This is a genomic window from Streptosporangium sp. NPDC049078 (genome assembly GCF_040648855.1).
Lineage (GTDB): Bacteria > Actinomycetota > Actinomycetes > Streptosporangiales > Streptosporangiaceae > Streptosporangium.
The window spans coordinates 109,452-131,872 of sequence record NZ_JBEZEL010000008.1 but is presented as its reverse complement, the minus strand read 5'-3'; the positions used below and the strand labels follow the sequence as shown (position 1 = coordinate 131,872).

General features: G+C 71.6%; 16 protein-coding genes. 12 read left to right on the top strand and 4 right to left on the bottom strand.

The window, feature by feature from the left end; genetic code table 11:
- Positions 1-119 precede the first annotated feature (119 nt).
- A complete protein-coding gene (locus AB0B90_RS15205; RefSeq protein WP_362922951.1) occupies positions 120-1,475 on the bottom strand; it encodes a lytic transglycosylase domain-containing protein in 1,356 nt (451 codons plus the stop codon).
- Between the two features lie 126 nt (positions 1,476-1,601).
- Between AB0B90_RS15205 and AB0B90_RS15200 the strand changes: the two genes are divergently transcribed.
- From AB0B90_RS15200 to sepH, 3 genes are all read left to right on the top strand, one after another.
- Positions 1,602-2,798, top strand: a complete 1,197-nt coding sequence (locus AB0B90_RS15200; protein WP_350946637.1) for an MFS transporter — start codon at positions 1,602-1,604, stop codon at positions 2,796-2,798.
- Between the two features lie 133 nt (positions 2,799-2,931).
- A complete protein-coding gene (locus AB0B90_RS15195; RefSeq protein WP_362922949.1) occupies positions 2,932-4,245 on the top strand; it encodes a D-arabinono-1,4-lactone oxidase in 1,314 nt (437 codons plus the stop codon).
- Positions 4,246-4,838: 593 nt separating this feature from the next.
- Entirely contained in the window at positions 4,839-6,812 is a 1,974-nt protein-coding gene (sepH, locus tag AB0B90_RS15190) for a septation protein SepH (protein ID WP_362922947.1), read from the top strand.
- A 252-nt stretch (positions 6,813-7,064) separates the two neighbouring features.
- Here sepH and AB0B90_RS15185 read toward each other — a convergent pair whose 3' ends face one another.
- Entirely contained in the window at positions 7,065-8,747 is a 1,683-nt protein-coding gene (locus tag AB0B90_RS15185; protein WP_362922946.1) for a PH domain-containing protein, read from the bottom strand.
- 377 nt (positions 8,748-9,124) lie between these two features.
- Complete coding sequence (locus AB0B90_RS15180; protein ID WP_350946633.1) at positions 9,125-9,724, bottom strand: PH domain-containing protein; 600 nt, start codon at positions 9,722-9,724, stop codon at positions 9,125-9,127.
- A 178-nt stretch (positions 9,725-9,902) separates the two neighbouring features.
- On the opposite strand from AB0B90_RS15180, the gene AB0B90_RS15175 reads away from it, so the two are divergent.
- The 9 genes from AB0B90_RS15175 (at position 9,903) to AB0B90_RS15135 (ending at position 21,684) form a co-directional block, all read left to right on the top strand.
- Entirely contained in the window at positions 9,903-10,889 is a 987-nt protein-coding gene (locus AB0B90_RS15175; RefSeq protein WP_350946632.1) for an ATP-binding cassette domain-containing protein, read from the top strand.
- Entirely contained in the window at positions 10,886-11,695 is an 810-nt protein-coding gene (locus AB0B90_RS15170) for an ABC transporter permease (RefSeq protein WP_350946631.1), read from the top strand. The genes AB0B90_RS15175 and AB0B90_RS15170 overlap by 4 nt, the downstream gene beginning before the upstream one ends.
- Before the next feature lie 85 nt (positions 11,696-11,780).
- Complete coding sequence (locus AB0B90_RS15165) at positions 11,781-15,035, top strand: DEAD/DEAH box helicase (RefSeq protein WP_362922943.1); 3,255 nt, start codon at positions 11,781-11,783, stop codon at positions 15,033-15,035.
- 1 nt (position 15,036) lies between these two features.
- The gene (locus AB0B90_RS15160; RefSeq protein ID WP_350946629.1) at positions 15,037-15,270 is read left to right on the top strand and encodes a hypothetical protein; all 234 of its coding nucleotides are present in this window, start codon (positions 15,037-15,039) and stop codon (positions 15,268-15,270) included.
- Positions 15,271-15,501: 231 nt separating this feature from the next.
- Positions 15,502-16,056, top strand: coding sequence for a YbhB/YbcL family Raf kinase inhibitor-like protein (locus tag AB0B90_RS15155; RefSeq protein ID WP_350946628.1), 555 nt, complete (start codon positions 15,502-15,504; stop codon positions 16,054-16,056).
- 183 nt (positions 16,057-16,239) lie between these two features.
- The gene (locus tag AB0B90_RS15150; protein ID WP_362922941.1) at positions 16,240-17,865 is read left to right on the top strand and encodes a hypothetical protein; all 1,626 of its coding nucleotides are present in this window, start codon (positions 16,240-16,242) and stop codon (positions 17,863-17,865) included.
- A gap of 72 nt (positions 17,866-17,937) precedes the next feature.
- A complete protein-coding gene (locus tag AB0B90_RS15145; protein ID WP_362922939.1) occupies positions 17,938-20,187 on the top strand; it encodes a bifunctional SulP family inorganic anion transporter/carbonic anhydrase in 2,250 nt (749 codons plus the stop codon).
- Between the two features lie 67 nt (positions 20,188-20,254).
- The gene (locus AB0B90_RS15140) at positions 20,255-21,247 is read left to right on the top strand and encodes an NAD-dependent epimerase/dehydratase family protein (protein ID WP_362900334.1); all 993 of its coding nucleotides are present in this window, start codon (positions 20,255-20,257) and stop codon (positions 21,245-21,247) included.
- Positions 21,238-21,684 (top strand): VOC family protein, encoded by a 447-nt coding sequence (locus tag AB0B90_RS15135; RefSeq protein ID WP_350946624.1) that lies wholly within the window; start codon positions 21,238-21,240, stop codon positions 21,682-21,684. The genes AB0B90_RS15140 and AB0B90_RS15135 overlap by 10 nt, the downstream gene beginning before the upstream one ends.
- 154 nt (positions 21,685-21,838) lie before the next feature.
- On the opposite strand, the gene AB0B90_RS15130 is transcribed toward AB0B90_RS15135, so the two are convergent.
- A complete protein-coding gene (locus tag AB0B90_RS15130; RefSeq protein WP_350946623.1) occupies positions 21,839-22,294 on the bottom strand; it encodes a hypothetical protein in 456 nt (151 codons plus the stop codon).
- Positions 22,295-22,421 lie beyond the last annotated feature (127 nt).

Below are 22,421 nucleotides of genomic sequence, written 5' to 3'. Positions count from 1 at the left end.
ATCACGGAACGGCCGCCAAACCCCGAAGATCACCGGTGCGGGCGTCCACGGGACGGCCGGTGATCACGGGCGTGGACGTCCCCGGGGCCGCGGCCGGTCCCGGGTGCCTCGCCGGGGCCTCAGGGGTAGGCGGCGGCGTAGCCGCGGGAGATGCCCATGACCTTGGCGACGTACGACCAGGAGTGGTTGTAGAACCAGATGGCCTTCTCCAGCTTCTTGCCGCCCTTGCCCGCCCCGTTGGCGCACAGGTAGTTGGCCGCGCCGGGGACCGCGTCGTACGGGTTCCAGATGTCGGCGACGCCGTCGCCGTCTCCGTCCACGCCGTAGGCCTTCCAGGTGGCGGGCATGAACTGCATCGGTCCCAGCGCGCCCGCGGAGGAGGGGCCGTTGTTTCGCCCGTGTGAGCTCTCCACCTGGCCGATCGCGGCCAGGACCGTCCAGGAGAGCCCCGGGCAGACCTCGGCCGCCTTGCGGTAGAGCTCCAGATAGCTACCCGGCCTGCCGACCGTGACCTGCCGCACCTTGCCGGTTCCCGCCGTCTTGGCGTCGGCGGCCTTCGCGGCGGGCTCGCGGGCGCTCTTCCTGGCACCGCCGACGGCGACCACCTGGGAACCCGGGCTCAGCAGCCTGCCCACCCGTGTCCTGAGGACGGTGGAGGCCTTCTCGGGGCCGTGCACGAGCAGCGCCACGCCGGGCAGCAGCCCCAGCCTGCGGCCGGTCTCCTCCCCGACGATGCCGTCCACGCCGGGCAGGCCGAACGAGGCGGAGGCCGCGGCCCGCAGCCGGGGACCGCCGTCCACCTGGTACTCCGAGCCGAGGACCAGGCCGAGGCGGCGCGCCGCCGAGTTGTCGGCGACGAGCTCCCCCTTGGCGAGGGCGTCCCAGATCCTCTGCTGGTCGGCGATGTTTCTGGGTGCCCAGGTACGGAAGCGGGCGGGGTCGACGGCGATGAGGTTGAGCCCGACCCCGGACACCTTGACCGCCCCGCCGTCGAAGGAGTCGATCTTCTGGACGTGCTTGAGCCGGGAGATGTCCTCCTTGGTCTGCTCGGTCAGCGTCGAGGGGGAGATGACCAGCAGCCGGGGCGGGGTGAGGGGGAGATCGGAGGCGCCCGTCGCGCCCGGCTCGGGGGCGGAGCCCTGTCCGCCTCCCGTCCCCTGGGAGACGGGGTCGCGCGGGGCCTGGTCGTCCCCCACGGGAACGGCCGGGGTCGTCGGGTCGGGTTCCGCCGGGACCACCTGGGCCGTCGGGGCGGGGTCCGCCGGGCTCACCGGGGCCGCGGGAGGGCTCGCCACCGGCGCGATCGCCGCCAGGTCGCGAACGCGGGACTCCACCACGGCGCCTCCCGCGGAGGTGGCGGGAGCGGCGGGGCGACCGGCGTTGATCATCGCGAGGGCGACGCCGCCGAGGGCGAGGAGGGCGGTGATCGCGACCACTACTGGGACAAACAGCCGCAACCCGGGAAGACGTGACACCGCGCTCACGTTAGCTCCAACGGACCGCTCCGTGAGCCGTTGACGGAAAAAATCACTTGCCGACCGGCGGTTCCGTGCGAAATCGTCGGCATGTTCCACGTGTGAAGATCAGCAAGGGGATTATCGGTGGTCGGGCCGTACAGAGGGTTGTTCAGCATGCCCGGCGCCAAGGGGTTCGTCGTCGCCGGGTTCTTCGGGCGGATGCCCATGTCGATGCTCGGCATCGGCATCGTGCTGCTCATCAAAGAACTCACCGGCTCCTACGCGACGGCGGGCGCGGTCGCGGCCACCGTCAGCGTCTCCTTCGCCGTCGCGGCCCCGCTGTCGGGACGCCTGGTGGACAGGTTCGGCCAGGCCAGGATAGTCATCCCGTTCACGCTCGCGCACGGCGCCACGCTGACCGCGATGATGCTCTGCGCCGAGTACGGTGCTCCCCTCTGGACGCTCTTCGCCACCGGCGTCATGGTCGGCGCGACCGCGCTGTCACTCGGCTCGCTCGTGCGCGCCCGCTGGTCGCACCTGCTGGCCGGGTCGGGGAGGCTGCACACGGCGTTCTCCTTCGAGTCGGTCGCCGACGAGATCATCTTCGTCGCGGGCCCGGCGCTGGTCACCGCCCTGGCCACCATGATCAACCCGTACGCGGGCCTGGTCGTGGCTCTGACCTGCACGGTCGTGGGCACCATCGCCTTCGCCCTGCAGCGCGGCACGGAGCCGCCCGTCCGCCGCAGGGAGGCGCGCTCCGGCACCCCGATCACCATTCCCGGCGTGGCCCTGATGTCGTGCGCCTTCCTGGCGATGGGTGCGGTGTTCGGCTCGGTCGACCTGATCACGGTCGCGTTCGCCGAGGAGCGGGGTTCCCGGGCCGCGGCCGGACTGCTGCTCGCCTCGTTCGCCGGCGGGAGCCTCGTCTCCGGCCTCTGGTACGGCGCGCGACAGTGGAGCATCCCGCTGAGCAGCAGGTTCGTCCGCTCGCTCGCGGCGTTCGCGGCCGGTATCACCCCGGTCATGCTCATCGGCGACATCAGGGTCATGGCGGGCGCGCTGTTTTTGGCCGGGCTGGCCATCTCCCCGACCGTCATCACCGGCTACAGCCTGACCGAGCAGCTGGTCCCGGCCGCCCTGCTCACCGAGGGCATGGCGTGGATCTCGACGTCGGTCGGGTTCGGCGTGGCGATCGGCGCCTGGGCGGGGGGCAGGCTCACCGACACGTTCGGAGCCTCCAACGCCTACGGGTTCTCCTTCGCCTGCGCCCTGCTCGCCGTCGCGGTCGGCGTCGGCGGCTCCGCCTGGCTGCGAACCCCTGTCGCACAGCAGCAATCGTGAGTATCGTTCATATTCGCCGGAGAAGCACGCGAACACGAACCGGCGGCCCGCCTGAGCGTGGGCGGGACTCCCCCGCGAACGGGGCGTCGACGCCCCCGGCAGGCGGGATACCGCCCGCCGGGCAGGAGTGAACATGGGCGAGACCTTCCGCAACTGGGCCCGCAACCAGGCCGCCACCCCCGCGGAGGTCCGGGTGCCCTCCTCCGCCGAGGAGGTCTCGCGGGCCGTGCGGGAGGCGGCCGCGGCGGGCCGCCGGGTGCGCATGACCGGCAGCGGCCACTCGTTCACCGCGGTGGCGCTCACCGACGGCCTCCTGCTGCGGCCCGGCGCGCTGACCGGGATCCGCGAGACCGGGGACGACTGGGTGACGGCCGAGGCCGGGACGACGATCGGCGCACTCAACCGGGAGTTGCACCGGATGGGGCTCGCCCTGGCCAACATGGGCGACATCGACGCGCAGACCGTGGCCGGGGCGATCCAGACCGGCACCCACGGCACCGGCAGGGACGTCGGCGGGCTCGCCGACCAGGTGCTGGCGCTGGAGATGGTGCTCGCCGACGGCGAGATCGTCACGGTTCGCGGCGACGGCGAGGGGAAGATCCGGGGGGTGGCCGAGCGGGACCTGTTCGACGCCGCCAGGGTGGGCCTGGGCGCGCTCGGCGTGGTGACCGCGGTGACCTTCCGGGTCGAGCCGGCCTTCCTGCTGCGCAGCGTGCGGGAGCCGATGGCGCTGACCTCGATCCTCGACTCCCTGGACACGCTCGTCACCGGCAACGAGCATCTCGACTTCTTCTGGCTGCCGCACACCGACACCTGCCTGACCAAGCGCAACAACCGCAGCCCCGGACCGGCCAGGCCGCCGAGCGCGCTGAAGTACTGGCTCGACAACCACCTCATGGAGAACACCCTGTTCGGCGCGGTGTGCGGCGTCGGCGGACGCTACCCGCGCGCCATCCCCCGGCTCAACGCGCTCTCGGCCGCGACGCTCTCGGCCTCTTCCTGCGTCGACGCCTCACACAAGATCTTCACGAGCGTGCGGGAGGTGCGCTTTCTGGAGATGGAGTACGCCGTCGCGCGCGAGCACCTCGGCCAGGCCCTCCACGAGGTTCGCGACCTGCTGGAACGGCGAGACTGGAAGATCAGCTTTCCCGTCGAGGTGCGGGTCACCCCGGCCTCGGACGCCTGGCTGTCCACCGCCTACGGCAGGGACTCGGCCTATATCGCCTGCCACGTCTACCGGCCGACGCCGAACCCCGCCTACTTCGAGGGCGTCGAGGAGATCATGATCGGGCTCGGCGGCCGCCCGCACTGGGGCAAGCTGCACACCCGGGACGCGCCCTACCTGGCCGGGGTCTATCCCCGATTCGGTGACTTCCTCGCGGTACGCGACGCCCTCGACCCGGGGCGCGTCTTTTCCAACGACCATCTCGACACCGTGCTGGGGTGACCTTCCCCGGACCTCTGGTGACCGTACGGCCGTCGGCCGGGCACCGTTCCCCCCAATCGGCCGCTTCTCTCCGGCTTTCGGTAAAGGATGTCGCAAAGGCTCGCTCGAAGAGTGACGCGTCCGCGTGTCCCGTCGTTCCCCCGAGGCGTACGAGGGGCAGATTCGCAGACGCCCGCGCCGCTCGACCCCGAGGGAGTCCGCCGGAGATGACCTTCTCCCGCCGTCCATGTCAGCCGCCGCCGCGTCCCGTCGTCACGGAGCGCGACGACCGGCTCCCGCACAACACCGCGATCGCGGCATATCCCCCCCGAACCGGCGGACCGGCCTCACCGCCATCTCCCGGTTCTTGGTGGAAGTCCGCAGCGGTTCCCGGAGTTATCCGTGAGAATCCCCTGAGGACCCGGAAGTCGCTGCTCCAGACCGGTGCCCTGTAATAGATGAATGGAGCAAATGTGACCGGCGTCACATCGCTGCGAGCCCCATCCAGGAAGGCGATGTTCGGACATGCCGGGTACGGTGCTGGCAGGCAACCGGCACACGCGAGAGACTCAAGGGTCCGGGGGAAGATTGAGCACGACGACGAAGGGACTCGCATGCAGGAGCTCCGACTCGTCGCGGTGAGTGAGGACGGGACCTATCTCGTGCTGGCGACAGCCGGCCGGGGTACCCGGTTCACGCTGCCCGTCGACGACCGGCTCCGTGCTGCCGTCCGCGGCAACTTCTCCCGTCTCGGCCAGTACGAGATCGAAGTGGAGAGTCCGTTGCGCCCCAAGGAGATCCAGGCCCGGATCCGTGCCGGCGAGACCGCGGAGGAGATCGCCAACACGGCGGGCATCCCGGTCGAGCGCGTGCGGTGGTTCGAGGGCCCCGTGCTCCAGGAACGTGAGTACATGGCACAGCAGGCGCAGCGCTGCGCCGTACGCCTGCCGGGCGACTCCGCTCCAGGTCCCACCCTCGGCGACCTGGTCGCCGAGCGGCTGACCCGCCGAGGCGTTCCCGCCGACGAGATCGAGTGGGATTCGGCCAAGCGGGACGACAACATGTGGCGCATCAAGCTCGGATTCGTGTGGAACGGTCACACGCGCAACGCCGAGTGGCTCTTCGACCCGCGCCGGCGTCACATAACGCCCCACGACGACGAGGCGCTGCGGCTGTCCAGCGGCGAGGACGTCGAGCCGTTCGAGGACACCACGGTCACACCGTTCGTCCCGCGCGTGGCCAAGCTCGCTCCGGTGCCGTCGCTGGCGCCGGAGCCGCTGAACCAGCCTCCGGTGGCCTTCCCCTCGGTTCTGCGGCACGAGACCCCGGCCCAGCCCCGGCCCGCCTACGCGCAGGCCGACCCCGCAGTGTCCTCGGCGTCCTCGGCGTCCTCGGCGTCCCCGGCGTCCCCGGCGTCCCCGGCGTCCCCGGCGTCCCCGGCGTCCCCGGCGTCCCCGACACCTCAGGCGCCTCAGGCATCCCCCTCACCCGCGGCCCCTGCCCTGCCCTCTGCGCCCTCTGCGCCCTCTGCGTCTCCGGCGTCCCCGGCCGCCTACCAGCAGCCGCCCATGCCCCCGCTCCCCGCCGGATACGAGGCTCCAAGGGTGACGGTGCCGCCGCTACGCGCCCCCGACCCCGCCGGATACCAGCAGGAAAGGGCGCCGGAGCCCGCGGCCCAGGACTCCGGTCCCGTCACGCGGGTCAAGCCTCCCGAGCCCGTGCTGCCCGAACCTCCCGCCGCGTACCCGGCTCCGTACGAGCCGGTCGCGCCGGCTTCGTACGAGCCGCTGTCCGCTCCGGAGCCGGAGCCCTCGGCACCCGCCGTCACCTCGCAACCCTCCGTGACGGCGTCCGAGCCGTCCACGGCGACCACGCCGGAGCAGGCGACCGTCGCACGCGGATCCGCCGCCGCGCGGGGAGATCTCCTTCCCCAGGGGCCCGAGGAGGCGATCCCGGGGCAGGACGGTACGGCCGAGCCCGCCGCGATGAGGGCCGCCGAGACCGAGCGTGCTCCCGAGACGACGAAGGAGTCGCAGGTCACGCCGCCTCCCGAGGCGGCGAAGGCTCCGGAGGCCACGAAGGCCGAAGAGCCCGAGGAGGTCGCGAAGGCTCCGGAGGCCCCCAAGAGCACCGAGAGCGCGAACCCCTCGCCCTCCGCCGCGCCGGAACCGGCCGTGACCGCTCCGGCCGCCGCCCTGTCCGACCCCGCCGACCAGCGTTCCCCCGCGACCGGCAATGCCACCGAGCAGGTCCCCTCTGAAGCGGAGAAGGAGACCCCCGCCTCCGAACCCGTTCCCGAGACCGGAACGGCCCAGGAGGGCTCGATAGCCGTACCCGCGGCGCGCGTCAGCGTGGACAAGCGGGCCAAGACCGCGCCTGGCAAGCAGGAGACACAGGGGGACACGGGGGCGATGCAGGAGACCAAGGCCGACAAGCCCGCCGCGGAGAAGCCCGCAGAGCCGCCGAAGCCCGCGGAGCCGCCGAAGCCCGCACCGGCTCCGGCCCGGCCCGCCAAGAAGTCCAGGGGGCGGCGCGCGTCCGTGCCCACCTGGGACGAGATCATGTTCGGCGCCCGCCGCCAGGACTGAACCGCGCCGCACCGAGGCGGGGGTGACCGGGGTTCCCGGTCACCCCCGCCTCGTCGTCTCAGGCCCTGGACCCGAGGGGCCGTCCACCTCGGCGACGACCCGGGACGCCGGATGCGTGCGGCCGCCCCCACGACCTCGGCGACGATCGTGGACACGAGGGGGTGAGAGGTCCCCGAGAGGCGGGCCTTCCGGGTTTCGGCGCCGCGAGACCCCGGCCTGCCGCAAGAACGAGAATGCCTCGGAAAGACCCCCTCAGGGCGAGAGCCGCCCGCCGGACGGGGAGGGCCCCGGACTGCCGGAGGTCCCCGGAGTCGCGGGCGCGTGCGGGACGAGGAACGGGGCGAGCCAGGCGGGGGTGACCTCGGCGGCGAAGGCCGGTCCCTCCGCCTCGCCGACGTCGACGGCCGGGTAGCCCCCGGTGCCCGCCCCCACGCCCGCGATCACGGTCAGCAGACCGGCGCGACGCTGGAACCAGGTCTGCCTCAGGGTCCAGCCGACCACGGCCCGCTGCTCCACCACCGCCTGGGAACGCCGCAGCGACCCCGACCGGACCGACAGACGGCTCCCGTCGTACGTGTGCCCGAGGGAGCGGTAGCGATCGAGACCGAGCGGGACGCCCAGCAGCGCGAGAAGCAGGGCCGGCACCGCGAGCGCCCACCAGAACCCGGACCACGTCCAGGCGGCCGTCACCGCACACGCGGCGATCACCAGCCACGGGAAGATCGCCCTGAACAGCCTGCGCCTGCGCGCCGCCGGCGGGTGTGGCCGCAGCCCCGAGGCGATCGGACCGATCGCCTCGCCCACCACCTTGAGCACGGTGTCCCTCGGGGCGACGGGCATCAGCTGGCCCCTGGTCTCCGAGTCGCCGAGACCGGTCACGATCGCCCACGCGCGGCCCAGCCCCGCCCAGCGCTCGGCAGGCCCCTCGACGAACTCGAACCCCCGCACCCTGCGCCGCTCCAGAGAGACGTTCCTGTGCGTGACCAGACCGCGACCGGCGATCAGGTATCCCTCGGCGGCGCGGAGGGTGAAGTTCCAGTTGAACACCGCGTACATGATCGCGGCGATCACCGGCATCGCCAGGAACAGCAGGATCAGGGCCGCGACGAGCAGGAGCGGATGCCCCCAGAGCCACTCCCCGAAGTCCAGTACGACCCGTCTGTCGACTCTGAGCTCGCTGCCCCACTGGAACGCCGCGCCCACGGCACCGGCCACCAGCGCGAAGGGGGTGAGCAGGTAGGCGCCGGAGAGAGGGCCGTACACGAGCCACTTCCTCGGCATCACGAAGAACACCCGCTCGGGGGTCGTGTCGCCCACCTCGTGGCGGGTGGAGGATCCGGCCAGCTCCTCCCGCACCCCGGCGGACACACCGGATGGATCGGTCGCACCTGCCGCGAGCTCATCGGAGCCGGCACCGGCCGCCGGCGCCGCTCCACGCGCCTGGACGCGTCTCGCCGTCCGGGCACGGGCGTGCCAGAGCAGCACGGCCTTGAGCCGCTCCCCCTCCTCGACGGTGACCCCGTCGAGTTCGCCCTCCTGCTTCTCGTCGCCGCTCGCGCCGGTGTCGATCCTGAGAACGGCGATGCCGAGCAGACGGTGCAGCGGCGGGGCGCTGACGTCGACGCCACGGATCCGCTCCAGGGGGATCGTCCGCACCGACCTGCTGATCAGTGACCGGGTGAGCTCCAGCCGGTCGCCGACGATCTGGTAGGTGAAGGTGAGCCAGCGCGCGGCCGCGAACACGACGGAGCCGACGACCGCCGTCCCGGCCCACCCGAAGGATCCCGGGGAGAAGCCGCCGAGGAACAGCAGACCGGCGAGCGGCAGGAGCAGCGAGGGCAGCATCCGGATCGGATCGGTCAGCAGGACCTTCGGGCTGAGCCTCAGAGGTCTCTCCGTCGGCGGGACTCCCGGTCCTGCTCCCGGTCCGGCCATGTCACCGCCCGGCCCACGCGGGAAACCCGGGCCGCCGCCGGCCCGGCCGTGCGGGACACCGGGCCCGGCGCCACCCTGGAGGTGTGGGCCGGGTGGCCCGGCACCGTCTCGGCCAGGTGGGACGCCTGCCGCGCCACCGTCCATGCCACCCTCCACGCCACCGCCCATGTCACCGTCGGGCACATGTGGATGCTCCGGTCCCGCACCGGTTCGGACGGGCGGCGAATGCGGCGCGTCCGGCCCGCCTCCGTCGGGCGCGACCCACGCGCCCGCCTCTGGACCGTCCGGCCCGGTCCGCGGACCGGATCCGGCCGGTGGGCGCTCGCCGGGCGTACGCCCTGCCGGTGGACGATCGGGGGAATCGGGGAAGGAGCCGGTCACGTCGCGTCGTCCCTGAGCTCCTCGGCGCGCCGGGCGAGGCCCTCGGCCAGCTCGGCGGCGACCCCGTACTCAAGACCCTTGATCGTGGACGAGCCCGCGTGCGAGGCGGTGCGGATCTCGACCGTGGCCAGCCCCAGCATGCGCTCGAACCAGCCCTGTGCCTTGTCGACCGTCTGGATCCTGCTGACGGGGACGAACACCCACTCCCTGCTGAGCCACCCGGAACGGGCGTAGACGACGTCCCCGCTGAGCTCCCAGCGGTGCACGGCGTACCGCCAGAACGGCTCGACGAGCGTGCCGGGGATCAGCAGCAACACCATCAGCCACGGCAGCCACCCGATGTTCTCGAGCACCCAGCCGGGTAGCCAGGGCCACCGGTCGTCGGCGATCCACCCGGCCAGGGTGAAGGAGCCCACGACCAGAAGCACGGACCAGAACAGCCCGTCCAGCAGCCACAGAACGATGGCCTTGCGGGAGACCGGGTTGGCGGGGGCGCGCAGGGGAACACCCATGCGGCGCCCACCCGGCGGATCGCCCGCCTCGGCCCTCTCGCTTCCCCCGAGGGCCGCGCTGTGCTCATCGACTCGGTCGCTCACGCTGTCAGCCTAAACGCTCCTGTCCCGAAGGGCGTTCCGGTCGTGTCACGGAAGGGGGCTCCCGCGGACACCGTGCAGAAGGCGGGGCGATTCACCCCCTTCGCCCCGGCCGGAGGTCGAAGAAGTGTCGGTGGCGCAGGGCATGCTGGAGACCCGTGACTACGGAAAGGCGTGAACGATGACCTACGCGATCCAGGCCGAGGGCCTGGTGAAGCATTACGGGAAGACCCGCGCGCTCGACGGGGTGGATCTCGTCGTGCCGCAAGGGCGCCTGCTGGGCGTGCTGGGCCCCAACGGGGCCGGCAAGACCACCGCGGTGCGCGTCCTGGCGACGTTGCTGCGCCCCGACGCGGGCACCGCCAGCGTCGGAGGCTACGACGTGACGCGCCAGGCCCACCAGGTGCGCTCGCTGATCGGCCTGACGGGGCAGTACGCCGCCGTCGACGAGATGCTCACCGGCGTCGAGAACCTGATGATGATCGGCCGCCTGCTGGGCCAGACGCGTGCCGAGTCCCGGGCGCGCGCCGGCGAGTTGTTGAAGCGTTTCGACCTGTCGGACGCGGGAGGACGTGCCACCAAGACCTACTCCGGCGGCATGCGCCGCCGCCTTGACCTCGCCGCCAGCCTGGTCGGCCGTCCTCAGGTGCTCTTCCTCGACGAGCCCACCACCGGGCTCGACCCGCGCAGCCGCACCGACCTGTGGAACGTGGTGCGCGGCCTGATGGCCGACGGCGTGACCGTGTTGCTCACCACCCAGTATTTGGAGGAGGCCGACCAGCTCGCCGACGACATCGTCGTCTTCGACCACGGCAAGGTCATCGCCTCCGGCACCTCCGACGAGCTCAAGGCGACCACCGGCGCCCAGGTCCTGGAGGTGCGCCCCATGCTCACCGAGCACCTCCAGCTCGTCGGCACGATCATGGCCGACGTGCTCGGTGAGATGCCCGACCTCGGCGGGGGCAAGGCCACCGCCGCCGTTCACGACCCCGCCGTCGTCCCCGCGATCGTGCGCCTCCTCGACGACCGGGGCGTCACCGCCTCGGAGCTCGCGCTGCGCAAGTCCAGCCTGGACGAGGTGTTCCTGTCCCTCACCGGCCACCTGCCGGACGAGGACGGTGCCCCCGGCGGCGAGGACAGCCCGCGCAAGGAAGAGGCCTTCGCATGACCACGCTGACGACGACCATCCCGCAGGTGGCCGCCAAGCGCGTCACGCCCCTGGCCACGCTGCAGCAGACCATGACGCTCGCCTGGCGCAGTCTGGTCCAGATCAAGCACAACCCGTGGGAGCTGCTGGACCTGAGCATCCAGCCCATCATGTTCCTGCTGCTGTTCACCTACGTCTTCGGCGGCGCCATCTCCGGGTCCACCGGCGACTACCTGCAGTTCGCCCTGCCCGGCCTGCTCGTGCAGAACGCCCTGTTCTACACCCTGTCCACCGCCATCGGCCTCAACACCGACATCACCAAGGGGGTCTTCGACCGGCTGCGCAGCCTGCCCATCGCCCGCACCGCGCCGCTGTCGGGGCGCATCATCGCCGACACCGTCAAGCAGATGTGGGCGTTCGCCCTGCTGATCGGTTTCGGCATGGTGCTGGGTTTCCGGGTGACCACCAGCGTCTTCGGCCTGCTGGGTGCCCTCGCCCTGCTGGTCGTGGTCGCCCTGGCCATGTCCTGGATGTCGGTGCTGATCGGCCTGAAGGCCTCCAGTCCCGAGAAGGTGCAGATGATCGCCTTCTCCACGATGATGCCGCTCACCTTCACCAGCAGCGCGCTGGTGCCCTCCGCCACCTTCCCGTCCTGGCTGAAGACCTGGTCGGACATCAATCCCGTCACGCACCTGGCGGACGCCATCCGCGGTCTTCTCATCGGCGGCGACATCGGCCAGGCCACCCTCTTCTCGCTGCTCTGGGCCGCGGGTTTCGCCCTGGTCTTCGCGCCTCTGGCGATCCGCGCGTTCCGCAGCCACGTCTAATCTGTCGGCAGGCCGGGCTCGCGGGGGTGTTCGCGTCCGCCACATGGTGACGAACCGGAATCAGCAGAACCAGGGGTGTGGTCAGGTGCTCGTGGTCCATGGCGTGTGGGTGAACGGGCTCGTGGGTGTCTGGGCGGAGAACAGCGCCCAGACCTCGACGTCCGTTTCCCGCGCCGCTCTTCGCCCGCATCCCTTCGCGGCGTCCACGGCCGCGCTGGCCGCGGCCCTGAGCGGAATCGGCGGAATTCCAGGTGATCATTACGGAGAGGCGCCAAATGCCACTCTGAGCAAGGTTTCGGACGCCCCCCTTCCCCGAGGTGCCGACGGGGCCCGCGGGGGCGGGACGGCGCCTCAGGGGGCCGTCCCGGGCATCTCGGGCATCCCCGCCGTCGCGGGCGTCCCCGCCGCCGCACACCTCCCAGGCGTCACGGGCACCGGGACCGTCACGGTCCTGACCAACACCACGGCCGTCGAAGGGGAGCTCGTCGTCCTGCTTCCCGGTTCGGCCTCGGGTCCTCTGCCCTCTCCCGAGTCCGGCCTCGCGAGCCGGGCGCGGAGACCCAGGATCTCCGCCTGGCGGGTGCCCGCCCTGCTCTTCCATCCGGCCGACGCGCTCCGTCTGCTCGGCTCGCTGCCGGATCCGGGCCCCACCCCTTCCGATCTCGTCTCCGGGAGCGGACGCGGCGCGGAGGACCCCACGTGGGAGCCCGTGTGGGAGCCCGCCCTCTCCCTGCGCTACCTCGCCGTGGTCGCCGAGCACGCTCGCGGCCTGGTCAGGCGCGGCCGGATTCTGCCTCAGCTCGCCTTCGAGGGGGACGTCCACGCGGCCCGCTGGCGCCCGGTGCTGACCGGCGCCGACCTGGCCGCGCTGCCCGGCCTCGCCGGCGCGATGCCACCGGTGTGCAGGGCCGTGGCCCACGAGAGACCTCCGGGGGAGGTGCTGGCCGAGGCACTGGACGCCCTGGTCGACGGCGCGGCGCGGCTGTCGCTGCCCGGCCGGCTCATCCTCGGCAACCGTCCCGGCCCCAAGACCGCCCTGGCCGATCGCTGGCTGTACGCGCTGACCGCCGAGGACGCCTCACTCCCCGGTGCGAGGCCGGACGAGGTGGCCGCGCTCGGCAAGGCCCTGACCGGCTGGTTCGACGCGGCACACGAGCTGAGCGGGCCGGTCAGGGTCTGTTTCCGGCTGATCGAGCCCGCCGGCGACGGCGACTCCTGGAGGGTCGAGTTCGGCCTCGCACCAGCGGGCGACCCGGACGCCTACCTGCCGGTCGAGCGGATCCGCGCCGGCGAGCGGGCGCCGTGGCTGCCCGAGCGGCCCGAGGAGCTGATCCGGGCCGATCTCGGCCGGGCCGTGCGTCTCCATCCCGACCTCCACATCGCGCTGCGCGCACCCGAGACGGTCACCCTCACGGTCGAGACGGCGTGGGCGTTCTCGTTCCTCCGCAACGGCGCGCCCATGCTCAGGGCCGCGGGATACGGCGTACGACTGCCCTCCTGGGCCGGGCGCCAGGGGCTGGGCCTGAAGCTGACCACCCGCGCGCTCACCGGCGGCGAGGGCGAGGGGGCCGGGCTCGGCGGGCGGGTGAGCGTCCGGCTGGACGTCGCCGTCGGCGACCATACGATCGGCGCGGAGGAGCTGGCCGAGCTGGCCGGGCTCCGCATCCCCCTGGTGCGGGTCGAGGACCGCTGGGTGGAGCTGGACGACCAGCAGGTCAAGGCGGCTCTGAAGGTGATCGGGGAGCGTGGCGGCGGCGAGAGGACCGTCGGCGAGGTGATCCGCGAGGTCGTGGAGGGCGGCGACGAGAGGCTGCCGCTGATCGCGGTCGACGCCGACGGCCTTCTGGGCGATCTTCTCTCCGGCGAGGCCGACCGCCGCCTCACCCCGGTGCCCACGCCACGGGCGCTGCGCGGGTCTCTCCGCCCCTACCAGGAGCGCGGCCTGTCCTGGCTGAGCTTCCTCTCCGGGCTCGGCCTGGGGGGAATCCTCGCCGACGACATGGGGCTCGGCAAGACCGTCTCCACCCTCTCGCTCCTGCTCTCCGAGCGCGAGAGCGGTACGCCCGCCCCGACGCTGCTGATCTGCCCGATGTCGCTGCTCGGCAACTGGCAGAAGGAGGCGTCCAGATTCGCCCCCTCGCTGCGTGTCCACGTCCACCACGGCGGCGCGCGCAGGCGCGACGAGGAGCTCGCCGCCGCCGTGCGGGAGGCCGACCTGGTCGTCACCACGTACGGCACCGCGCTGCGGGACCTGGGGGCGCTCGCGGGCCTGGGCTGGGAGCGGGTGGTCTGCGACGAGGCGCAGGCGATCAAGAACAGCTCGGCGCGGCAGTCCAGGGCGGTGCGTTCCATCCCGGCCCGCACCCGGCTCGCGCTGACCGGCACGCCGGTGGAGAACCATCTGGCGGAGCTCTGGTCGATCATGGAATTCTGCAACCCGGGCCTGCTCGGCCCGGCCAGGCGCTTCAGGACCCGTTACCAGGAGCCGATCGAGACGCGGCGTGACCCCGACGCCACCGCGGCGCTGAAGCGGGCCACGGGCCCGTTCGTGCTGCGGCGTCTCAAGACCGACCGGTCGATCATCTCCGACCTGCCGGACAAGCAGGAGATGAAGGTCTGGTGCACGCTCACCCCCGAGCAGGCCGAGCTGTACAGGGCGGTGACCGGCGAGATGCTGGACAGGATCGACGCCTCCAGGGGCATCGAGCGGCGGGGCAACGTGCTCGCGACCATGACGAAGCTCAAACAGGTCTGCAACCATCCCGCCCAGTTGCTCAAGGACGGCTCACGGCTGGCGGGCCGGTCGGGCAAGCTCGCCCGGCTGGAGGAGCTCGCCGAGGAGATCGTCCAGGAGGGCGACAAGGCCCTGGTCTTCACCCAGTACGCCGCGTTCGGCGCCATGCTGCAGCCCTATCTCGCCGCCCACCTGGACCGGCCGGTGCTGTGGCTGCACGGCGCACTGCCCAAGAACAGGCGCGAGGCGCTCGTCGAGCGCTTCCAGAACGACGACGAGCCGATGCTGTTCCTGCTCTCGCTCAAGGCCGCCGGCACCGGCCTGAACCTCACCGCCGCCACCCACGTCGTCCACGTCGACCGCTGGTGGAACCCCGCCGTCGAAGACCAGGCCACCGACCGGGCCTTCCGGATCGGCCAGACCAGAAACGTCCAGGTCAGAAAGTTCATCTGCCTCGGCACCCTGGAAGAACGGATCGACGAGATGATCGAACGCAAGAAGGCCCTCGCCCAGAGCGTGGTCGGCACCGGCGAGGACTGGATCACCGACCTGTCCACCGACCAGCTGCGCGAGTTGTTCCTGCTCGGTCCCGGGGCGGTGAGCTGACGTGGACGACTCCGGATCCGGCGACAGGCCGTTCGGCGAGCGGACCTTCGAGGAGCGGATCGGGGACTTCTACTCCCCCGCCGTCTCCCTGCACCGCCTGCGTCCCCGGCCCGACAGCACCGGAGCCCCCGCCGACCTGCTGCTGCGGGCCCTTGAACCACCCGCGGTCAAGGTGCGGCACATCCCGTTGGTCGACCTGCTCAGGAAGCCCTACCGAGAGCTGGGCGGCGACTGAGACCCTCAGGGCTCACCTCGGATCAGCGATGGGCCACCGGTAGGCGCCGGTGGGCCACCGGTGGGACACCGACGAGTCGCCGTGGCCCTCGAGCGGTCCGATGAAACTCGTTTTGGAAGTCACTCCAACCCCTTCCATCCCTCGATTTACCCTGATTTCCGGCTTTTTTCCCGCCGCCGAACCTCGCGATCCGGTCTGCGCATCTTCCAGACACGCGTAGCATCATCGGGCATGGGGCAGCCGAAAACGTCTACGCGCCGCCCGTGGCACACCCCGAGAGTGGCGGTGGCCACGGCGCTCGTCGTCATGTCCTCGGGCTGCGGCATGGCCTCCGCCGAACGGTTGCAACTGGAGCCGATCAGCGTCTCCAGTCCTCAGGTCAGAGACGGTGGCCCCCTGCCGTCCGACTACTCGTGCAAGGGTTCGGTCGGCAACCCTCCACTGCGCTGGTCGCGTGTGCCGGAGGGCACGAAGTCCGTCGCGATCGTGGTGGACAGCAACTCCCGGACGGGTGGCGAGGTGAACTGGGTCGTTTTCGACATCGATCCGCGCACCAACGAGTTACCAGAGGGTAGCGTTCCGGTGGGCGCCGTCGAAGGGAGCACGACGAACGGCAAGGTGGGCTATAGCCCTCCGTGCGACGCCCAGGAGAACTATCGTTTCACTGTCTACGCGCTCACCAGCAAGGTCGAGCTTCGTAAGGGAGCCCTCCTCGAGGAGACCTTGAAGAGCATCGCGGACAAGACGATCGCCTGGGGACGGCTCACCGCGGCGCACATCGAGTGACCGGCCAAACACCGGAGGTAGTAATGGTTACCAATTCTTCACTTAGGGTGTGACAACGCTCATAGTGGTCCGACACAATCAGATCCAATGTCCAAGCGCAGGTGATGCATGGGGGAAGGTCGCGTCGATGGCCGCGCGACCTCACCGGCGCCGCTGTAAGGCCATGGCCTTGAGGGTGGTGCAATGATCGCGGTCGTAGTAAGCCTGGTCGCCGTCGTGCTCCTCGTGCTCGTCGTCGTGGCACTGGGAATGCGGTCGATGAACCGCAGAGAGAGCGCCCTTCCCCCGGAGCGTCTGCGGGAGATGGCGGAGAAGGAGGCGCTGACCCAGACCATGTCCAGCGACGACTTCGCCACCAGAGAACCGAAGATGAACCACTTCACCCCCGATCTGACCCCGTTCGACGAGCCGAAGCCGCCGCGCCAGCCGCGGCCGCCGAGCTCTCGGGGCAAGCGAGGGATGAACGAGTTCGGCCAGGTGGACGACTATGACGACGACTACTGGACGCGGCTCCAGGCCGACGAGGGTGGTTTCGGAGGATCCCTGGCGGCCCGGATGGGCGCGAGCCGTCCCGTCGAGCAGGAAGACCAGAAGGTCGATGCCGACGCGGTGACCGTGCAGGCTCCGCTGCCGACCAGGCCCCAGCCGTCCCGCAACACCCCGCAGCGGCCCCCGGCCGCACCGGCCAGGCCCACCCCCGAGCCGGCCATCGCCTCCCCCTCCCTGCCCTCCGGTCTCTCCGACCTGGTCGCCCCGGTCCAGCCGAACCCGGCTCCGACGGCCGCCTCGCTCGCCGAGCAGAAGACCGTGACCTTCGCGGCTCCCACCCCCGGCGCCTTCGGCGAGTCCCGCTCCTCCCGGTCCGGTTCCCGTCGCGGCGGCAGCAGGGCGGCCTCCCAGCCGGCGGCCCAGTCCACCCCGGGCGGCGGCTCGCCCCGGCCCACCCCGGGCGGCGGCGCATCCCGGTCCACCCCGGCCGGTGGCCCGTCCCGGCCCGACCCGCTGAACGACCCTCTCGGCGGCCCCTACTCCCGCCGTGGCGCGGGTTCCACGGCGAACGCGGCCTCCCGGCCCGGCGGCGCCGGTTCCCCGGCTTCCCCGGCGAACGGCACCTCCGGCGCCCGCCCCGGTCCCGCCGGTGGCCGTCCAGCCGGTGGCGGCGTCCCGACGCCTCCCCCGATGCCCCCGATGGGCCCCACGACCAGCGGCGGCTTCCCCGCCGCGACCGACCCGCTCGCCGTCTCCTACCGCAACCCGCCGCAGCCGCCCAAGCCCGCCGACAACGTGACGGACAACGCGTGGGCGCAGGCCACCAACCCCTCGTCGGGGGGCTGGCCGGCGGCCAACACCGCCGACATCCTCGACGACCCCGCCCCGTCCTACTCCTCGTACCAGACACCGGTGTACGGCGCTCCGCCCGCGGGCTCGTACGAGGTCAGCTCGGGCTGGGCCACCTTCGAGGACGACGCGGTCACCGGCCCGAGCCCGGCGGTCTCCACCTCCACCGGTCCTTCCAAGACCTTCTCCCCCACCCCTGAGCGTCCGGCCGACGCGCGGGGCGGGGCGGGCGGATACGGCTACGAGCCCCGGCCCGCCAGCCCGGCCAGCCCTGCCGCGTGGCCCGAGCCCGGCACCCCCAACGGGAGCGACGCGACGAGCTGGCCGAGCTACGGCGAGCTCTACGGCACGGCACCGGCCCCCGAGGCCGCGGCCTCGGGGGCCACCGGCACCGACGCACGAGGCCGGGCGAACTCGCGCGGCAACCACCACCGGGTCCAGGAGCCCGACTTCCCCGACTATTACCGCTGATTCTTTCCGTCCTCCGTAAAGGCCTCGGGTAAACGCCCAGGTGTCGCGGGGCAGCACCGTAAGGTCTGCCCCATGGAGACGGACACGAAGAGCGACGGTGTTCTGACGAAGAGTGGCCTCGGCGCTGTACTGAGGCATGATCTGCCCGCCTCCCTGGTGGTCTTCCTGGTGGCCCTGCCCCTCTCACTGGGCATCGCGGTCGCCTCGGGAGCGCCACTGGCGGCGGGCCTCGTCGCCGGCGTGGTGGGCGGCGTGGTGGCGGGTTTCCTGGGCGGTTCCGTCGTGCAGGTGAGCGGGCCCGCGGCAGGGCTCTCCCTGGTGGTCGCCGATCTTGTGGTGACGTACGGCTGGCGGGCCACCTGCATGATCACTTTACTCGCGGGCGTTCTGCAACTACTGCTGGGTCTCTGCCGGGTCGCCCGTTCCGCGCTCGCGGTCTCCCCCGCCGTGGTCCACGGCATGCTGGCGGGGGTGGGGGTGGTGATCGCCCTCGCCCAGTTGCACGTGGTGCTCGGCGGGAGCCCGCAGCGCTCCGCGATCGAGAACCTGATCGAACTGCCCCAGCAGATCATCCACAACCACACGCACGCCGTCTTCGTCGGCCTGCTCACCATCGCGGTCCTGATCGCCTGGACGCGCCTGCCGCAGCAGTTGCGGACCATCCCCGCGCCGCTGGCGGCCCTGCTCGCCTCCTCGGTGACCGCCTGGGCGCTCGGCTGGGAGGTCACCAGGATCGACCTGTCGGCCGGCCTGGACGCCTGGGCCGGACCCGTCTGGCCCAAGGGCGACTGGCACGGGATCATCGGGGCGGTGCTGCTCGTGGCCCTGCTGGCCGGGGTGGAGTCGCTGCTCTGCTCGGTGGCGGTCGACAAACTGCACGACGGCAGGCGCTCCGACCTCGACAGGGAACTCACCGGCCAGGGTGTGGCCAACATGGTGACCGGCGCGCTGGGCGGACTGCCCGTGGCCGGGGTCATCGTCCGCAGCACCACCAACGTCCGTGCCGGTGCCCGAAGCCGCTGGTCCACGATCATGCACGGGTTCTGGATCCTGTTGTTCGCGGTCGGGCTGGGATGGATGATCGCGCTGATCCCGATGGAGGCGCTGGCCGCGCTGCTGGTCTTCATCGGTGTGCAGATGGTCAACATGGGGCATCTGCGCAACCTGCGCGGCCACAGCGAGGTTCCGGTGTACGTCGTCACGATGGCCGGGGTGGTGTTGCTCGGCCTCGCCGAGGGCGTGCTGGTCGGTTTCGGCCTCGCCGCGCTGTTCGCGTTGCGCCGCCTCACCCGGGTGACCGTGCGGGCGACGGCCGAGCCGGACGGCCGCTGGCACGTGGTGATCGGCGGCTCCCTCACCTTCCTGGGGGTGCCCATGCTCACCTCGGAGTTGCGTGCCATCCCCGCGGGGACCGCGGTCGACCTCGATCTGAACATCGACTTCATGGACAACGCGGCCTTCGAGGCCATTCACAACTGGCGGAACGAGCACGAGCGCGGCGGCGGGACCGTGGACATCGACGAGATCCATGACGAGTGGTACGCCATGGCGGCCAGCGGGGCCAGGGTGTTCCCGGCCAAGACCCCGCCTCGCGCCCCCGACCGGTGGTGGTTGCCCTGGTCGCACCGGCGTAACGGGCAGGGGACGGGCCGCGGGCCGCAGGCCGCCGCCCGGCAGGCGCCCCGCGGCGACAGTCCCGCCGTGCCCAATCTGCTCGCCGGGGCGCGGGAGTTCCACCGGCGTACGGCACCGCTGGTCCGCCCTCTTCTGCACGACATGGCCCGCGGGCAGGAGCCCTCGCATCTCTTCATCACCTGCGCCGACTCCCGCATCGTGCCGAACCTGATCACCGCCAGCGGCCCCGGCGACCTGTTCACCGTCCGCAACATCGGCAACCTGGTGCCCCGGCTGGGGTCGGTACCGGCGGACGACTCGGTGGCGGCGACGATCGAGTACGCGACGAACGCGCTCAACGTCCGCACCATCACGGTCTGCGGGCACTCGGGCTGCGGGGCGATGGCCACGCTGCTCAGCGGCGGCGAGAAGGCGGCGGATCTGCCCGCGCTCGGCCGCTGGCTGCGCCACGGCAACCACACGCTGGCGCGGTTCATCGCGGGTGAGAGCGCCGGTGAGGACGACGGACCGCTGGACCGTCTCTGCCGGGTCAACGTGATCCAGCAGTTGGAGAACCTGCGGACCTACCCGCAGGTGGACCGGCTGTTCCGCGCCGGGCACCTGGAGCTGGTCGGCCTGTACTTCGACATCGGCACCGCCCGGGTGCACCTGCTGGAGCACCCCCCGATCGCGAGCCGTCTGCTCTGAGCGGACGGCTTGCGCCGGGGGTGAACGCCGGTAGCCGCGCACCTGCCGGGCGCCCAGGATGGGGCGCATGAGAATCCTGATCATCGGTGGCTCGGTCTTCCTCGGCCGGGCCATCACTCAAGAGGCGCTGCGGCGCGGGCACGAGGTCACGACGTTCAACCGGGGGCGCAGCGGGGTGGATCTGCCGGGCGTGGAGGCGGTGAGGGGCGACCGCGAGGTGCCGGAAGACCTGGACCGCCTGGTGGAGGGCCGGGAGTGGGACGCCGTCGTCGACGTCATGGGCAGGGTCCCGAGGGTGGTCGGTGAGTCGGTGCGCAGGCTCAACGGCCACGCGGGCGTCTACACGTACATCTCCAGCATCTCGGCGATCGCCGACTTCCCGGTGCGGGAGTGCGACGAGAGCTCGCCCCGATACGAGTGCGCCCCGGACGCCGGCCCGCAGGACGGCGACTACGGCACGCTCAAGGCGGGGTGCGAGCGGGCGGTGGAGGAGGGTTTCGAGGGCGAGGCGCTCATCGTCCAGCCGGGTCTCATCCTCGGCCCGTACGAGGACGTGGGCCGCCTGCCCTGGTGGCTGGACCGGATCTCCCGGGGCGGGCGGGTGCTCGCGCCCGGCGACCCGGACCGCGCGATGCAGCTCATCGACGTCCGTGACCTCGCCGCGTTCGTCCTCGACCGCACCGAGGCCGGCAAGGCCGACCGCTTCCTCGCCTCCGGGGTGCGGGGCAACATCACCTACGGCGGCTGGCTGGCCGAGTGCCGGGCGGCGACCGGCTCGGACGCCGAGTTCGTCTGGGTCGACGACCGGTTCCTGCTCGACCGCGAGGTGGCGCCGTGGAGCGAGTTCCCGGTCTGGGTGCCGGCCGGGGCCGACTTCGCCGCGGTCTGGCTGCCGTCGTCGGCGAAGGCCATCGCGGCCGGGTTGACCTGCCGCCCCGTCGCCGAGACCGTCCGCGACACCTGGGCGTGGCTCCGCGACGTCCCTCCCGCGGAGCGCTCGTTCCGCAACCACGGCATCGATCCCGAGAAGGAGGCCAGGATTCTCGCCGAATGGGCATAGGGATCCCCATGGAGATCCAGATCACTTTCGACGCCAACGACCCGCCGTCGCTCGCCGCCTTCTGGGCCGAGGCCCTCGGTTACCGTCTTCAGCCGCCCCCCGAGGGGTTCGGCAGCTGGGAGGCGTGGGAGGAGGCCGAGGGCATCCCCGAGGAGCGGCGCTCCAACTGGTCGGCCATCGTGGACCCGGCCGAGGGACGGCCTCGCTTCTACTTCCAGCGCGTGCCCGAGGGGAAGACCGCCAAGAACCGCGTCCATCTGGACGTCAACGTGGGGGGCTCACCCGGCACGTCGCTGGAGGAGCGCCGCGAGCGCGTGAAGACGGAGGCGGGACGGCTCGTCGCTCTGGGCGCCGTCGAGGTCCGCACGGCGGAGGAGAACGGCGAATACTGGAGCGTCATGACCGATCCGGAGGGCAACGAGTTCTGCCTGCAATAAGCGTGCATTTCTACGCATACATCATGCTGGTGGACGCATAGATTCATGGCTGTCCGGCTCCGTCCCCCGAATGCCGGACGGCGGTCCACGTTTCCAGGGCCACAGGTGGAGGGCGGCCGATTCCGCCCTCCACCACCCCTTCACCCGTGCCGTGTCATGCGCGGCGGGTGTGCCTCATCGTCCAGTTGGTCTCCCAGGTCTTCTCTCCGTCCGCGGAGAACGCCTGCTCCCACAGGGCCGAGGTCGGCGTGATCTCCGACCAGGTGTATCGCATCCGGACGGGTGTGCCCTCGTAGGTTTCGTCGCCGGAGAACACGCCCTTCCCGTCGGTGAACCGGCCGAAGACGGGATTGTGCAGGACGCCGGTCTCGCTGTTGACCCAGTAAATCGCCCAAAGTTCGCGTTCGACGTCAAAGGTTCGTATCGACGCCCCTTTGAAGCCCTTCGTGGGGAAGGTGATCTCGTCGAAAACGCCCGCGCCGTCGAAAAAGCCGTGGCAGACGGCGACGCTGGGGAACTCCTCCCACTCGTCGTCCCCGCTCAGCGGCTTGAGGAGCCTGCGGTTGTCTATGTCCCAGGTGCCGTGCAGGAAGTCGAAATCACTGTTCATGCTGAGATGTTAAAGCCGTTTCACGACATTCCCAGCCGGTCGGGCAACAGAATTTCCCGCCCGCGTGGACGTTGCGTGGCTCCCCTATGCGAGGTACCGTCACGGCCCTCAGGCTTCGTTTTCTCAT

Coding starts and splice junctions, on each gene's coding strand:
- AB0B90_RS15195 (WP_362922949.1), top strand. CDS start 2,932: ATGGGCGAGACCTTCCGCAACTGGGCCCGCAACCAGGCCGCCACCCCC.
- sepH (WP_362922947.1), top strand. CDS start 4,839: ATGCAGGAGCTCCGACTCGTCGCGGTGAGTGAGGACGGGACCTATCTC.
- AB0B90_RS15185 (WP_362922946.1), bottom strand. CDS start 8,747: ATGGCCGGACCGGGAGCAGGACCGGGAGTCCCGCCGACGGAGAGACCT.
- AB0B90_RS15175 (WP_350946632.1), top strand. CDS start 9,903: ATGACCTACGCGATCCAGGCCGAGGGCCTGGTGAAGCATTACGGGAAG.
- AB0B90_RS15170 (WP_350946631.1), top strand. CDS start 10,886: ATGACCACGCTGACGACGACCATCCCGCAGGTGGCCGCCAAGCGCGTC.
- AB0B90_RS15155 (WP_350946628.1), top strand. CDS start 15,502: ATGGGGCAGCCGAAAACGTCTACGCGCCGCCCGTGGCACACCCCGAGA.
- AB0B90_RS15150 (WP_362922941.1), top strand. CDS start 16,240: ATGATCGCGGTCGTAGTAAGCCTGGTCGCCGTCGTGCTCCTCGTGCTC.
- AB0B90_RS15145 (WP_362922939.1), top strand. CDS start 17,938: ATGGAGACGGACACGAAGAGCGACGGTGTTCTGACGAAGAGTGGCCTC.
- AB0B90_RS15140 (WP_362900334.1), top strand. CDS start 20,255: ATGAGAATCCTGATCATCGGTGGCTCGGTCTTCCTCGGCCGGGCCATC.
- AB0B90_RS15135 (WP_350946624.1), top strand. CDS start 21,238: ATGGGCATAGGGATCCCCATGGAGATCCAGATCACTTTCGACGCCAAC.
- AB0B90_RS15130 (WP_350946623.1), bottom strand. CDS start 22,294: ATGAACAGTGATTTCGACTTCCTGCACGGCACCTGGGACATAGACAAC.